We start from the raw sequence: 15892 nt of genomic DNA on the forward strand, positions 1-15892 counted from the left end.
TGAATGGTTAATATAGTAGGTTCTTGATAAAGTTTATTTTTTAATAATTTATTCTTTTATAAGTGGTTTAATCACTATTTAACTCAATGTTTATTCCTAGGGAACGTATTTCTTTTATTAAAACATTAAATGATTCAGGCATTCCTGGTTCCATTTTATAGTTTCCACTAACTATATTTTTGTACATTTTAGTTCTACCGGTAACATCATCTGATTTTACTGTTAACATTTCTTGTAATATATGTGAAGCTCCATATGCTTCTAATGCCCATACTTCCATTTCCCCAAATCTTTGTCCTCCAAATTGGGCCTTTCCACCTAGAGGTTGTTGAGTAATTAAACTATATGATCCTGTAGATCTAGCATGCATTTTATCATCTACTAAATGATTTAGTTTTAACATATACATATATCCAACTGTTATTTTTCTTTCAAATTTTTCTCCAGTTCGTCCATCAAACAATGTCATTTGCCCGGAAGTAGAGAAATTACCCATTTTTAATAGTTTTTGAACTTCTCTTTCATTTACTCCATCAAAAACCGGTGTTGCAATCGGCATTCCATTACGTAAATTTTTTGCCAGTTGTAATATTTCTTCATCAGAAAAATTATTTAATTTAATTTTTTGATATGTATTTTCTCCAAGATTATATGCTTTTTGTAAAAATTGACGAATTTTATATATTTTTTTATGTTGTTTTAACATTCTATTTATAATATCTCCAATTCCTTTTGCTGCTAGTCCTAAGTGTGTTTCAAGAATTTGACCTAAATTCATACGTGATGGTACACCTAAGGGATTTAATACGATATCTACTGGAATACCTTGCTTATCATATGGCATATCTTCAACTGGATTAATTTTTGATATAACTCCTTTATTCCCGTGTCTTCCTGCCATTTTATCGCCTGGTTGAATTTTTCTCTTTACTGCTAAATATACTTTAACAATTTTTAAAATCCCAGGAGATAATTCATCACCTTTTTTTATTTTTTTATTTGTTTCTTCTATTTTTTTTGTAAATTTATTTTTTAGTTTTTTATATTGTTTTTCTAATTCTTTTATTTCTTTTGTTATATGATCAGATTTTTGAGAATAATTTTTAAAATAATGATCTAAAGATTTAATATTTATTTCATTTTCTTTAATACCTGATTGTATTAATATTTTTTTTATTCGCATGATAATATTGATTTCAAAAATTTTTAATTCTTCCATTAATTCTTTTTCTGCTTTTTTTAATAACATTTCTTCTATTTCTAATGTTCGCTTATCTTTTTTCACTCCATCTCTAGTAAATATTTGGACATCAATTACAGTTCCATGCACTCCGTTAGGAACACGTAATGATGAATCTTTAACATCTGAAGCTTTTTCTCCAAAGATAGCTCTTAATAATTTTTCTTCAGGTGTTAATTGTGTTTCTCCTTTGGGTGTTACTTTTCCTACTAGAACGGTTCCACTAGATACATCCGCTCCTATATATACAATGCCTGAAGAATCTAGTTTTGATAATGCTGATTCACCTACGTTAGGTATGTCAGCAGTTATTTCTTCTAAACCTAATTTTGTATCTCGGCAAATACATAATAGTTCTTGGATATGAATAGTAGTAAACCGATCTTCTTTTACGACTTTTTCTGAAATAAGAATTGAATCTTCAAAGTTATATCCATTCCAAGGCATAAAAGCTACACGCATATTTTGTCCTAACGCTAATTCCCCCAGGTCAGTAGATGGCCCGTCTGCTAATACATCGCCTTTTTTAATTTTATCGTTTAGATGAACACAGGGTATTTGATTAATACAAGTATTTTGGTTAGATCGAAGATATTTTGTTAAGTGATATATATCTATACCTGATTGATATGCATTAATTTTTGCTTCATTTACATGTATAACAATTTTTGATGCATCAACATATTGTATAGTTCCACTTCTTTTAGCGATAATAGTTACACCTGAATCAATTGCTACTGATCTTTCCATTCCTGTTCCCACTAATGGTTTTTCTGGTTTTATTGTAGGAACTGCTTGTCTTTGCATATTAGCACCCATAAGTGCTCTATTAGCATCATTATGTTCTAAGAATGGAATTAATGATGCCCCCACTGAAACAATTTGTTGTGTTGATACATCCATATAGTGTATTTTTTTTTTATCAAATAAACCAAATTCTCCTTTATATCTACACGTGACAAAATTTTCATAAAACTGACCTTTTTTATTGATTTTTGTATTAGCTTGTGCAATAATATAATTTCCTTCTTCAATAGCAGATAAATATTGAATATCATTTGTAACAATATTATTTATAATTTTTCTATATGGTGTTTCTAAAAAACCATATTGATTTGTTCTTGCATATATTGATAAGGAATTAATCAATCCTATATTAGGCCCTTCTGGTGTTTCTACTGGACAGACTCTGCCATAATGTGTAGGGTGTACATCCCTTACTTCAAAACCAGCCCTTTCCCTTGTTAATCCTCCAATTCCTAATGCAGAAATTCTTCGTTTATGTGTAATTTCTGATAAAGGATTATTTTGATCCATAAATTGAGACAATTGACTGGATCCAAAAAATTCTTTTATTGCAGAAGATATAGGTTTTGCGTTAATAATATCTTGAGGCATTAATGTATCTAAATCACTTAACGATAATCTTTCTCTTACTGCTCGCTCTACTCTAATTAATCCAATTCTGAATTGGTTTTCTACCATTTCTCCAACTGATCGTACACGACGATTTCCTAAATGATCGATATCATCTGTTTCTCCTTTTCCATTACGAATATTAATTAATTTTTTTATGACGCTAATAATATCATCTTTATGTAAAGTTCTAGATCCATTGTTTTCTTTTCGATTTAAAGATCGATTAAATTTCATTCGACCTACTGGTGATAAATCATATCTTTCTTGAGAAAAAAAAAGATTGTTAAATAAATTTTCAGCTGCTTCTTTTGTTGGTGGTTCACCGGGTCTCATCATTCTGTATATTTCTATTAAGGCAGTAGATTTATTTTTTGTAGTATCTATTCGTAATGTATCTGAAATATATGGTCCATGATCAAGATCATTTGTAAATAAAACATATATTTTTTTATATCCGAATTTTTTAATTTTTTTAAAATCTTCTTTTATTAATTTTGTATTTGCTTTAATAAATATTACACCTGTTTTAGGGTCAATATAATTTTTACTAATTATTTTTCCATAAATATACTCTTTTGGTACACTAATCGACGTAATTCCATCTTTTTCCAATTCATGAATATGTTGTATTGTTATTCTTTTTCCTTTTTTTAAATATATTTTTTTATTTTTAATAATATTAAACGGTATAATTTCTCCACGTAATCTTTTAGGAATTAAATCCATTGTAATAGAATTTTTTTCTATATGAAAAGTATCATTTTTAAAAAATATTTTAAGTATATCTTCTGTACTAAAATTTAGAGCTCTTAATATAACTGTAATTGGAATTTTTCTTCGACGATCTATTCGCGCAAATAAATAATCTTTAGGATCAAATTCAAAATCTAACCATGATCCTCTATAAGGTATAATTCTTGCATTATATAATATCTTTCCTGATGAATGTGATTTCCCTTTATCACTATCAAAAAATACACCTGGACTTCTGTGTAATTGTGAAACAACCACTCTCTCTGTGCCATTTATAATAAATGTACCGTTGTTTGTCATTAATGGTAGTTCACCCATATATACTTCTTGTTCTTTAATGTTTTTAACAATAGTATTATTTGAATCTTTTTCATACACAATTAATTGTAATTTTACTCTCAAGGGAACTGAATATGTTGTACCTCTAATTTGTGATTCTTGTACATTAAATGTTTTTTTACCTAAAGTATATGAGATATATTGTAACTCAGCGCATCCATTATAACTGCGAATAGGAAAAATTGATTGAAACGCAGATTCTAGTCCTTCATGATTATTTTGATTAGATTGGATAAAATTTTTAAATGAATTTATTTGAATAGATAATAGATAAGGAATATCTAAAATTTTTTTTTGTTTACCAAAATTTTTTCGAATACGTTTTTTTTCAGTATGAGAGTAAACCATTGTTTCCTTAGTATATTATGATAATTATAAATAATTTTTTATGTAATTATTTTATATAAATATTTATTTTATTTAAAAATAAATATTTTTGATTTAGATTTTATTTAATTTGTATTACTTTTATTAAATAAGTTATACTATATTATAGTAATTATAAGAACTGGTGACTGATACATCACCAGTTATTAGTGTATATACATTAGTATAAATTGGAAATAATTTGATTTTATGTAATTTCCGCTGTAGCACCAGAATCTATTAGATTTTTTTGTAAAATTTCTGCATTTTCTTTTGTTATATTTTCTTTAATAATCGTAGGCGCTGATTCTACAAGATCTTTTGATTCTTTTAAACCCAGTCCAGTAGTACTACGTATTATTTTAATAATTGAGACTTTATTACTTCCTATTGCTGTGAGCTTTACATTAAATAAAACTTTTTTTTCTGTTTTTGTCGTTGTAGAATCTGGTTTAGCATCTAATGGAATATTTGATGATATATCAAATTTTTTTTCTATTGCAGAAATTAATTGCATAATTTCTTTTACTGACATTTCAGAAATAGTATTTAAAATTTCTTCTTTAGTAATTGACATAATTATTATCTCCAAATCAGTTAAGAATATATGTAAAAAAAATTAGATTTTTTATATTGATTTATGAGCAATGTGATGAAGTAATCGTAGTAATTTTCCTAGTGATATTTCTTTTAATAATAATGTAAATTTAAGAATAGATTCTATATATGTTGGTAGTGTTGCCAGATCATTGATTTCTTTTAAATCAAGTATTTTATTTTCATAAATTGCGTTTTTTATTTTGAAATTTATATTTTTTTTATTAAATTTTATAAATAATCTACTTGCACTCCCAGGATGTTGAAGAGAAAATGCAATTAAATTTGGTCCTTTTAGGATTTTAATTAGTTTAGAGAAATGGGTTTTTTTTAAAGATTTTTTAAGTAGAGTGTTTCTTATTATATAAATTTTTACATGAATTTTTTTAGCTTTTTTACGTAGTATATTGATTTTATTAACTTCAATTTTTGATGGATTTGCTGTAATAACAGATAATGCTTTTATTGCAATTGTATTAATTTTTTTGATTATATCTTTTTTTTTATTTCGATTTAATGCCATTGTTTTTATCCTATTTGTTATGATGTTTATAAACAATTATAAATAATTTATATTATAAATTTAAGGATAGGAGGCGTTTAAATTGTGTATGAAATATTCATATATCATTGATTATTTTTTTAAAAAAATATATTTTATAGAACGTATAATTAATTTAATTAATAATATGATTTTATAAGGAAAGATGATCAATATTTATTCCTAAACCCATAGTAGTAGATATACTAATTTTTTTATAATAAATTCCTTTTAATTGGGTAGGTTTAGATTGTCTAATAGAATTGTATAGTGCTAAAAAATTTGCATATAAGTGTTTATGAGAGAAATTTATTTTTCCAAAATTGCTATGTATAATTCCATTTTTATCATTTTTATAGTTTATTTTTCCTTTTCGTGCATCTTGAATTGATTTTTCTATATTATTTGTTACAGTTCCAAATTTTGGATTAGGCATAATACCTCTCGGTCCTAATATTGGTCCTAATTTTCCAACTAATTCCATGGATTCAGGTGAAGCAATGATTAAGTCAAATTTAATTTTTTGTTTTTTTATAATGTTTGCTAAATCTTCCATTCCTACAAAATCAGCGCCACATGATTGAGCAATCTTTACATTTTTTCCAGTAGTGAAGACTGCTATTTTTATTTTTTTACCAGTTCCGTGAGGTAATATAACAGACCCACGGATGTTTTGTTCAGATTTTTTAGTATTAATATTTAAGTTAAATGCTGCATCTATACTTTCGATAAAATTAGCGTGTTTCATGCTTTTTAATATTTTTATTGCTTTTTCTATCTTATAGTTTTTTTTATTTTTTTTTTTTTTTTGATTGAATTGCATTTTTTTTGATTTTTTTTGCATTTTTATTCCTTTATTACTGTAATTCCCATAGAACGAGCAGTTCCTTCAATAGTTTTTTCTATTTGATTTATATCCGATCCCGTCATATCTACCATTTTTTGTTTAGCAATTTGATTGATTTGTTTTTTTGTAACATGACCGATGATATCGTGTTTAGGTTTTTTAGATCCACTTTTAATATTTAAGCATCTTTTTAATAATATTGAGGCAGGGGGTGTTTTGATAATAAAAGTAAATGATTTATCAGAATAAACAGTTACAATAACTGGAGTAGGAATACCTTTTTCTAATTTAGATGTTTGTAAATTAAAACTTTTACAGAACTCCATAATATTTACTCCCTTTTGCCCTAAAGCCGGCCCCACTGGAGGGCTAGGATTAGCCATTCCAGATGGTACTTGTAATTTTATATAAGCTGTAATTTTTTTATTCATAATTCTTCTTGTAATTAAGTAAACAACTTTATAAAAATAAAAATTTTTTTTACTGGATCTTGATATTTAATATTTTTCCACTTGTCTGAAATCTAATTCGACAGGTGTTGATCGTCCAAATATTGACACAGATACTTTTAACCTGTTCTTCTCGTAGTCAACGGTTTCGACAATGCCATTAAAATCTGAAAAGGGGCCATCATTAACACGGATATTTTCTCCTGGTTCAAATATTTTTTTTGGTCGAGGTTTATCGCCAATTTTTTTTAGTTTTTTTAAAATAATTGTTATTTCATTATCATTAATAGGTGTTGGTTTTTCAGAAGTATTACCTATAAAACCTAATACTTTAGGTAAACTTTTTATTAAATGCCAACTATAGTTGTTCATAATCATTTCAATTAAAATATATCCTGGAAAAAATTTATAATCACTTTTTTTTCTTTTTCCTTTTCGAATTTCTATAACTTCTTCAGATGGAACAATTACTTGCCCGAATATATCTTTCATATTTTTTATTTTTTCATGATTTAATATAGATTGTGCCACTCTATTTTCAAATCCTGAAAAAGATTGAAGAACATACCATTTTTTTTTATCTTCAGACAATTTCTATAACCTCGGAGCAAGTATACAGGACATTACACGTAGTATAATTCCATCTAGTATCCATAAAAATACGGATGTTAAGATTATTAATAATATAACAATTCCTGTAATTTGTGAAGTTTCTTTATATGAAGGCCAAACAATATTTGATAATTCTAATTTTATTTCATTTATAAAAATAAATATTTTTTTACTTATAATTGTACGAATAAATATATTTATTAATAATATTAATAATGTACTAAAAAATAGTATTTTGAATATTTGTGATGATTTGTTTAGAAAAAAAATATAATTTAAAATTATTGATAAAATTATTGTAATTATGCAAAACCATTTTATTTTTTCTGTATGGTTCATATATATTTTATATATGTTATGAAGATGCATAATTATAGTTCTCTTTTAAAAGGTAAATGTTTTTTTAAAAAATTATTTATAATATTATAATATTATTATTATAATAAATAAATTATTTTTTTTTAAAAAAATAATAATTAAATATTTCTGATTTTTTAATTAAAAAAAATAACTATATTTAATAAATATATTGAATATTTGGAAAATAATTAAAATATATTTATTTTTTAAATAGAACGATTTTTTTAGTATTTATAATAAAAATTTTTTTTGCTGATACCTAGATTTGAACTAGGGACCTCATTCATACCAAGAATGTGCTCTACCAAGCTAAGCTATACCAGCTTTATTGATATCATTTATTTTTATGTAAATTTTTTATAGCGGTCAGCGGGAATTGAACCCGCATCATCAGCTTGGAAGGCTGAGGTAATGTCCTTTATACGATGTCCGCTTTTATTTTTGGTGGGGGAAGGATTCGAACCTTCGAAGTCAATGACGTCAGATTTACAGTCTGCTCCCTTTAACCACTCGGGAACCCCACCTAAATTTTTGCCGGCTACCGGAATTGAACTGGTGACCTACTGATTACAAGTCAGTTGCTCTACCTGCTGAGCTAAGCCGGCTAGAAAATAATATTATAATATTTTAATTAAAAATATTAAACAACTTTTTATAAAAAACTTAATTATATTTTTTTTTAGATATAAAAGATTATATCTTTTATTGAAAAAAAATTAATAATTACTTTAATTATATAATATTTTTTTAAAAAAAAAATAAATATTTTTTTTATTTTTTTAATTGTAACATATTTTTTATAAATATAAAATATTTTATTATAATATAAATATTTATTTTTAATAAATATATATAAGATATATTTTAAAGTATTTTATAAATTTAATAAATGTTATAATTATTTAAAAAAAATAATTTTTAGATTATAAAAAAAATTTTCTATTTTATTCATGTTTATTAAATTTTATTTTTTTAAAATTATTAAATGTATTTTTTATATAAAAAATTATATATTTAAGAATTAATTATTTCTTTATATATATGATTTTATTTTTATAAATAATCGATATACTTCATAACTATATGTTTATAATATTTTATATATTTATTTTTTTTTAGGATAAAATCAAGAGTTAAATTATTTTTTCATTTATTTATAAATATCAATAAATATTTAAAGAAATTTGATAATGTATATTTATTTTAAATAAAAAAAATTTATATTTAATAGATATGTATGTATTACATTAAATATATATTTGATATATATTTTAAGTTTTAATAACATAAATATTAATAATTACAATTAGGATGAAGATATGATAACTATCTTTAAAGATAAAAAAAAAAAATATAATTATGAATCATTTGATTTAAAAAATAAGATTAAAATTTCTTTTGAGGTATTTCCTCCCAAGAATATTTTTTTAGAAAATCAATTATTTCATTCAATTAATATATTAAATAAATGTCATCCAGAATTTTTTTCAGTAACAAATAGTGTATGTATAAATATGCGTGATAAAACTTTTTCTGTTTTAAAAAAAATGTTTTCGTTAACTAATGTAAAATTATTTGCTCATTTTACTACAATAGGATTAAATGAATCTTTAATAAAAGATATTGCATATAAATATTGGAATTATGGAATTAAAAATATTATTGCTTTAAGAGGCGATTTACCCTCTAAATACTCTGAAAAAATAATATATGCTGTTGATTTAATTAAATTATTAAAATCTGTAAATGATTTTGAAATATTAGTAGCAGCATATCCTGAGTTACATCCTGAATCTCATAGTTTACAAGAGGATTTAATAAATTTAAAAAATAAAGTAGATTTAGGTGTTAATACAGCTATTACACAGTTTTTTTTTAGTGTTGATAAATTTTTAAAGTTTCGTGATTCTTGTTTAAGAATAGGACTAAAAATCGATTTAATACCTGGCATATTACCTATATTAAATATTAATCAATTAAAAAAATTTATTAATATGACAAATGTTTATGTTCCGAATTGGATTTTGGATTCTTTTTATCAGAATTCAGAAAATATAAATAAATGTATTGATTTAAGTGTAAATATTGCTGTAGATTTGATAATTAATTTATATCATGAAGGTATCAAGAATTTTCATTTATATACATTAAATCAATCCGATTTAAGTTTTAAAATTTGCCGTAAGTTAGGTTTAATTTAGTTTTTTTAATAAATATTAGTTTATAAATTTAATTTATGATTATGTTGTCTAGTTAATAAAATTATTTCATCATATTTTATTCAATATAAAATTTATTTATTTTAATTAAATAAATTTTTATCCTTGATTAATTAAGGGTATATTGTTTATATTAAAAATTGTATTTAAATTTTTATTTTAATTATTATGTTTATAAGAAATTTTATAGAATCAAATAATTAAATATTTAATATAAGGTTTTGATAATGGAAGGTCCTTTAGTAGTAAAAATAGGCGGTATATTATTACATAGCAATAATGCTATAAAACGTTTATTTAAAGAAATGTATAGTTTTTATAAGTTAAAAAAACAAGAAATTATTTTAGTTAATGGTGGTAATTTTTTTAATAGAACACTTCTTCAAAAATTCAATTTTTTTTCTCCTAAGAACAATTTTTGTTCAATTAAAAAATTAAATACTATGAATATTCTTAATTCTACAGTTCCTAATTTTGTTAATATATATTTATTAGCTTGGTCTAAAAGATATAAAATTAAAGGGCAAAGTATATTGTTACCAGATTTTTTTAATGAATTAATGATGAAATCTATTTCTTTAACTAAAGTTAATATTTTTTTAAAAAAAAATAAAAAAAAAATATTAGAATATAAAAAAATTATTCAGATATTTTTAAACAAAAATATCATTCCGTTTATTTGTTCAATCGGATTAGATTTAGAAGGCAATATTTTTAATATTAATTCCGACATCGTGGCTATGATATTAACAATTATATTAAATGGAAATTTAATTATATTAACTGATGTAAATGCAGTTTTAGATAGTAAAGGTCAGCGTATTAAAGAAATTTCTCATCATGAAGTAAATCATTTATTTGATTCTGGTTCCATAAATAATGGAATGGTTGTTAAAATAAAATCTGCATTAATAGCATCAAAAATTTTAAAAAAATCAGTTGAAATAACAAGTTGGCATAATTTAAATGATTTAGTAGATATATTTACAGGAAAATCTATCGGCACTAAAATTATAGAATAAAATAAAATAGGTTTATAAAAAATATGAAAAACGGAAGTATAAAAAATACAATAGTATTAGCATATTCAGGCGGGTTAGATACTTCAGCAATTATACCTTGGATAAAAGATAATTATAAATTTAATGTTGTTGCTTTTGTTGCAGATATTGGTCAATCAAATGTAGATTTAAAAGTTATTCGAGAAAAAGCTATGATGTCTGGAGCTTCAGATTGTTATATTGCTGATTTAAAAAATGATTTTGTAAATCATTACATATTTCCTATGTTAAAAATTGGAGCAATATATGAAGGACAATATCTATTAGGAACAGCAATTGCTAGACCTTTAATTGCTAAAGCTCAAGTAGATTATGCTCATAAAATTAATGCAATTGGTGTAAGTCATGGAGCAACAGGAAAAGGAAATGATCAAGTACGTTTTGAATTAGCGTATGCTGCTTTAGATCCCTCATTAATCGTTATAGCTCCTTGGAGAGAATGGAAATTTAAATCTAGAGAAGAATTATTAGAATATTTATGTCAAAAAAATATTCATACTAATGTAACTCAAGAAAAGATTTACAGTAGAGATGAAAATATTTTTCATGTATCAACTGAGGGAGGAGTTTTAGAAAATACTTGGAATGCTCCAAATAATGATTGTTGGGTATGGACTACAAATCCTTGTGATGCTCCAAATCAATCTGAAAAAATACATTTAAAAGTAAAGAAGGGTTGCGTTGTAGCAGTAAATCACTCATTTTTGAATGCATACGAATGTTTAAATATCTTAAATAAGATAGGAAGTAAACATTCTATTGGTCGTGTTGATATTGTAGAAAACCGTCTTATTGGTATAAAATCAAGAGGTTGTTATGAAACCCCAGGTGGAACAATTATATATCATGCATTAAGAAGTTTAGAGCAGTTAATATTTGACAGAGATAGTATGTATTGGAAAAATAAAATTGCATTAGATATGTCATTCATAATATATGATGGTAAATGGTTTACCCCAATAAGAAAATCACTTCAAAAATCTTCAGAAATTTTATCAAATAGTATTTCCGGGGAAGTAATAGTAGAATTATATAAAGGGTCCGTAAATATTATACAAAAGAAATCATTAAACACATTATATTCAGAAGAATATGCTACTTTTAGTAAAGATAATGTATATAGTCAATTAGATGCTCAAGGTTTTATTCGTTTATTTTCATTGTCATCACGTATTCGTTCATTAAATCGTAAAAAATAGTATGTAATATTTTTTTACAATTTTGAGGTAAAAATATGTCTCTTTGGGGTGGTAGGTTTAGAAAGGTATCTGATATACAGTTTAAAAAATTTAATAACTCCTTAAGTGTAGATTATAGATTAATAAAAGATGATATTAAATCTTCTATAGCATGGTCAAAAATATTACTTGATATTAAAATATTAACAAATAATGAACAAAAATTAATAGAAAAAACTTTAAAGTGGATTTTAAAAAAATATATATATGATTTTAATAAAATTTTATCTTCAGATTCTGAGGATATTCATAGTTGGATAGAATCAATTTTAGTAAATAAAATTGGTGAATTAGGAAAAAAATTATATACAGGTAGAAGCCGTAATGATCAAATTGCTACTAATTTAAAATTATGGTGTAAAAGAAAATCAACTTGTATTTTAAAAGCAATTGTTAAATTACAACGTAGTTTTTTTAATCATGCTTCTTTACAACAGAATACTATTATTCCCGGTTATACGCATTTACAGAGAGCACAACCCATCACATTTTCATATTGGTGTTTAGCATATATTGAGATGTTTGAAAGAGATCGATTACGAATATTAGATGTAATTAACCGTTTAGATTTTTCTCCTTTAGGGTCCGGAGCTATAGCAGGTACTTCATGGAATATCGATAGAAAAAAATTAGCGAAGCTTATGGGTTTTTCAGATTGCACTACTAATGCTTTAGATAGTGTTTCTGATAGAGATTTTATTTTAGATATTTTATCTGCAGCTTCTATTAGTATGATGCATTTATCTCGTTTTTCTGAAGATTTAATATTTTATAATTCCGGAGAAGCAAATTTTATTGAGTTATCTGATGCAATAACTTCAGGTTCTTCATTAATGCCTCAAAAAAAAAATCCAGATATTTTAGAATTAATAAGAGGAAAGTGTAGTGGAGTATATGGTTCTTTGATTTCTATGTTTACTTTATTAAAAGGATTACCATTATCTTATAATAAAGATTTTCAAGAAGATAAAAAATATTTATTTCAAGGTTTAGATATTTGGGAAGAATGCTTGAATATGAGTAGTTTAGTTTTAAATAACATGAAATTGAATGATATACATTGTAAAAAAACAGCTCAGGAAGGTTATAGCAATGCTACAGAATTGGCTGATTACTTAGTAAGTAAAGGAATATCATTTAGAGATGCTCATCATATTTCAGGAAATATTGTTATAGAAGCGATTAGCCAAAAAAAATATCTTGAAGAATTAAATCTTTTAGTTTTAAAAAAATATTGTTCAGTTATTGAAAAGGATATATATCAATATTTAACATTAGAATCTTGTTTAGAAAAAAAGAACGCTATTGGTGGGGTGTCTAAAAAACAAACCAAAATAGCATTACATAATGTAGAAAACCGTTTGCTTCTTCTTGAAAAATAAAATTTATTTTTATGTTGTATAAAATAATATGATAAAAATATTTTATCAATCACGCGATATTCTTTATATCGCGTGATATTAAGAAAAGCATGTAAATGGATTGAAATTTAAAGAACAATACAGATTGTATAATTGGTTTTTAATTCTATTATTTTATAGGATTATGGATTTTAAATTCAAATGTATATAAATAAATTATTATATATTTTTTTACAATTTTTTGTAGAAATTTTTATTTTTTAAAAATTGAATAAAATATATCTATTTCTTATTGAAATATAATGTAATTTGTATTACATAAATTATTTTTTAAGAGTATAAAAAAAATTATATTTTTATATTATACAAGATATAATATTTAATTATTAAATTTTAAATAATATTATAATATGTCATTTTATATATTTTTTAGTATATTTTTTATATATAAAATTTATGGAAAAAATATTTTTATATTATATTTGATTTATTTATTATTTTTGAATTTATTTGTTTTAAATTAAGAATTGTCTAAAAAACTTTTTAATATTTCTGATCTACTGGGATGTCTTAATTTTCTTAGTGCTTTTGCTTCAATTTGACGTATTCTTTCACGTGTCACATCAAATTGTTTTCCTACTTCTTCTAATGTATGATCTGTATTCATATCAATTCCAAATCTCATTCTTAACACTTTTGCTTCTCTTTCAGTTAAACCGGATAAAACATCATTTGTAATTGTTTTTAAACTTTCGGAAGTAGCAGATTCTAAAGGTAACTCTAAGTTTGTATCTTCAATAAAATCACCTAAATGTGCATCATCATCTTCTCCTACGGGAGTTTCCATGGAAATAGGTTCTTTAGCAATTTTTAAAACTTTTCTGATTTTTTCTTCTGGAATTAACATTTTTTTAGATAATTCTTCTGGAGTTGGTTCTCTTCCGATTTCTTGTAGCATTTGTCTAGAAATTCTATTTAATTTATTAATTGTTTCAATCATATGTACTGGAATACGTATTGTTCTTGCTTGATCTGCTATTGATCGGGTAATAGCTTGACGTATCCACCATGTTGCATAAGTAGAAAATTTATATCCTCGACGATATTCAAATTTATCAACAGCCTTCATTAATCCTATGTTACCTTCTTGAATTAGATCTAAAAACTGTAATCCTCTATTAGTATATTTTTTAGCAATAGAAATTACTAATCTTAAATTTGCTTCAACCATTTCTTTTTTTGCTCTTTTTGCTTTTGCTTCCCCTAATAATATACGTTTATTAATATTTTTTACTTGTTTAATAGTTAATCCGGTTTTTTTTTCAATAATTAGTAATTTTTTAATGCTTTTATTTATATCCTTTTGTACTAAATATAATTTATATGACCATGGTTTTTTTTTATTTAAAGCGATATTATACCATTTAAAATTTGTTTCTTTTCCTTTAAATAATTGTATAAAATTTTTTTTAGGCATTTTACAGTTTTCTATACATAATTTCATAATTGTTCTTTCTTGTAATCTAACTTTTTGAATCATTTTTCTCATATTTTTTACTAAATAGTTAAATTGCTTAGGAACTAATCGAAATTGTTTAAATATTTCAGATAGTTCATGGATAGCATGTATGGAATCTTTATGATTTCTTTTTTTTATTTTTATAATATTATGGGTAATATTGTATTGTTTTTCTAATTGTAAAAATTTCTTTTTTGCTAAAATTGGATCAATATGATTATAATCTTCTTCTATTTCTTCTTCAGGTTCTATGTTTAGTTTTTTTTTTATTGTACTATTTTCTGTAGTATTCAGTATATCTTCGGGAGGATGAGATAAATTTGTTTCTGAATTTGGATCTATGAATCCTGTAATTAATTCTGATAACCGAATATTTCCTGATTTAACTCGATTATATTGTTTTAATAAATATAAAATAGCATCAGGATATTCAGAAACAGAACATTGTACTTGGTTTATTCCTTCTTCAATACGTTTTGCAATATTGATTTCACCTTCTCTAGTAAGAAGTTCTACGGTTCCCATTTCTCTCATATACATTCTAACTGGGTCTGTTGTACGACCAATTTCTGTTTCAACATTAGATAATACTTGAGCTGCAGCTTCTACTGTATCTTCATCTGTATCTGCTGGGGTTTCATTGATTATTAGTTCACCTATTTCTCTAGCTTCTTCTACCACTTGAATACCTAGATCTTTTATCATTTGTATGATATTTTTTATTTGATCTGAATCAATTATTTCATCAGGAAGATGATCGTGTACTTCTGAATATGTTAAGTATCCTTGTTCTTTTCCATGTGAAACAAGTAATTTTAATTGTGATTTTGGTTTTTTTTTCATAAGACGATATCCATTTATATTAATTAGTTTATTTTTATAAAAAATATATATATTTATTTATATATGAAATTTATTTAATTGTACTGTTTTTTTATATATATAAATATATTTATATTGTATATAAATAA

General features: G+C 24.0%; 12 protein-coding genes and 4 tRNA genes. 4 read left to right on the forward strand and 12 right to left on the reverse strand.

Going from position 1 to position 15892, the window contains the following annotated elements:
- Positions 1–67 precede the first annotated feature (67 nt).
- From rpoB to BUCIPICE3303_RS00145, 11 genes are all read right to left on the reverse strand, one after another.
- The gene (gene rpoB / locus BUCIPICE3303_RS00095; protein ID WP_154049101.1) at positions 68–4099 is read right to left on the reverse strand and encodes a DNA-directed RNA polymerase subunit beta; all 4032 of its coding nucleotides are present in this window, start codon (positions 4097–4099) and stop codon (positions 68–70) included.
- Positions 4100–4325: 226 nt separating this feature from the next.
- A complete protein-coding gene (rplL, locus tag BUCIPICE3303_RS00100; RefSeq protein WP_154049102.1) occupies positions 4326–4694 on the reverse strand; it encodes a 50S ribosomal protein L7/L12 in 369 nt (122 codons plus the stop codon).
- 51 nt (positions 4695–4745) lie between these two features.
- Positions 4746–5237 carry a 50S ribosomal protein L10 gene (gene rplJ / locus BUCIPICE3303_RS00105; RefSeq protein WP_154049103.1) on the reverse strand — a complete coding sequence of 164 codons (492 nt, stop codon included), beginning with the start codon at positions 5235–5237 and terminating at the stop codon, positions 4746–4748.
- A gap of 172 nt (positions 5238–5409) precedes the next feature.
- Positions 5410–6099, reverse strand: a complete 690-nt coding sequence (rplA, locus tag BUCIPICE3303_RS00110) for a 50S ribosomal protein L1 (RefSeq protein WP_154049104.1) — start codon at positions 6097–6099, stop codon at positions 5410–5412.
- 2 nt (positions 6100–6101) lie between these two features.
- A complete protein-coding gene (gene rplK / locus BUCIPICE3303_RS00115; protein ID WP_154049105.1) occupies positions 6102–6533 on the reverse strand; it encodes a 50S ribosomal protein L11 in 432 nt (143 codons plus the stop codon).
- 66 nt (positions 6534–6599) lie between these two features.
- Positions 6600–7142: a transcription termination/antitermination protein NusG gene (gene nusG, locus BUCIPICE3303_RS00120; protein WP_154049106.1), complete on the reverse strand. Its 543-nt coding sequence runs from the start codon at positions 7140–7142 to the stop codon at positions 6600–6602.
- 3 nt (positions 7143–7145) lie between these two features.
- Positions 7146–7532, reverse strand: coding sequence for a preprotein translocase subunit SecE (secE, locus tag BUCIPICE3303_RS00125; RefSeq protein ID WP_154049107.1), 387 nt, complete (start codon positions 7530–7532; stop codon positions 7146–7148).
- Positions 7533–7773: 241 nt separating this feature from the next.
- A tRNA-Thr gene (locus BUCIPICE3303_RS00130) sits at positions 7774–7847 on the reverse strand.
- 37 nt (positions 7848–7884) lie between these two features.
- A tRNA-Gly gene (locus tag BUCIPICE3303_RS00135) sits at positions 7885–7956 on the reverse strand.
- A gap of 9 nt (positions 7957–7965) precedes the next feature.
- Positions 7966–8047 (reverse strand) — tRNA-Tyr (locus BUCIPICE3303_RS00140).
- Positions 8048–8055: 8 nt separating this feature from the next.
- Positions 8056–8128 (reverse strand) — tRNA-Thr (locus BUCIPICE3303_RS00145).
- Positions 8129–8842: 714 nt separating this feature from the next.
- On the opposite strand from BUCIPICE3303_RS00145, the gene BUCIPICE3303_RS00150 reads away from it, so the two are divergent.
- From BUCIPICE3303_RS00150 to argH, 4 genes are all read left to right on the forward strand, one after another.
- Positions 8843–9724, forward strand: coding sequence for a methylenetetrahydrofolate reductase (locus BUCIPICE3303_RS00150; protein WP_154049108.1), 882 nt, complete (start codon positions 8843–8845; stop codon positions 9722–9724).
- Positions 9725–9969: 245 nt separating this feature from the next.
- Positions 9970–10764, forward strand: coding sequence for a hypothetical protein (locus BUCIPICE3303_RS00155; RefSeq protein WP_154049109.1), 795 nt, complete (start codon positions 9970–9972; stop codon positions 10762–10764).
- Between the two features lie 23 nt (positions 10765–10787).
- Positions 10788–12002 carry an argininosuccinate synthase gene (locus BUCIPICE3303_RS00160; protein WP_154049110.1) on the forward strand — a complete coding sequence of 405 codons (1215 nt, stop codon included), beginning with the start codon at positions 10788–10790 and terminating at the stop codon, positions 12000–12002.
- A 35-nt stretch (positions 12003–12037) separates the two neighbouring features.
- Positions 12038–13423, forward strand: a complete 1386-nt coding sequence (gene argH / locus BUCIPICE3303_RS00165) for an argininosuccinate lyase (protein ID WP_154049111.1) — start codon at positions 12038–12040, stop codon at positions 13421–13423.
- Positions 13424–13922: 499 nt separating this feature from the next.
- Here the strand turns inward: argH and rpoD are convergent, their stop codons facing one another.
- Positions 13923–15764 (reverse strand): RNA polymerase sigma factor RpoD, encoded by a 1842-nt coding sequence (gene rpoD / locus BUCIPICE3303_RS00170; RefSeq protein WP_154049112.1) that lies wholly within the window; start codon positions 15762–15764, stop codon positions 13923–13925.
- Positions 15765–15892 lie beyond the last annotated feature (128 nt).

The sequence above is a fragment of the Buchnera aphidicola (Cinara piceae) genome, from assembly GCF_900699035.1.
GTDB lineage: Bacteria > Pseudomonadota > Gammaproteobacteria > Enterobacterales > Enterobacteriaceae > Buchnera_F > Buchnera_F aphidicola_AV.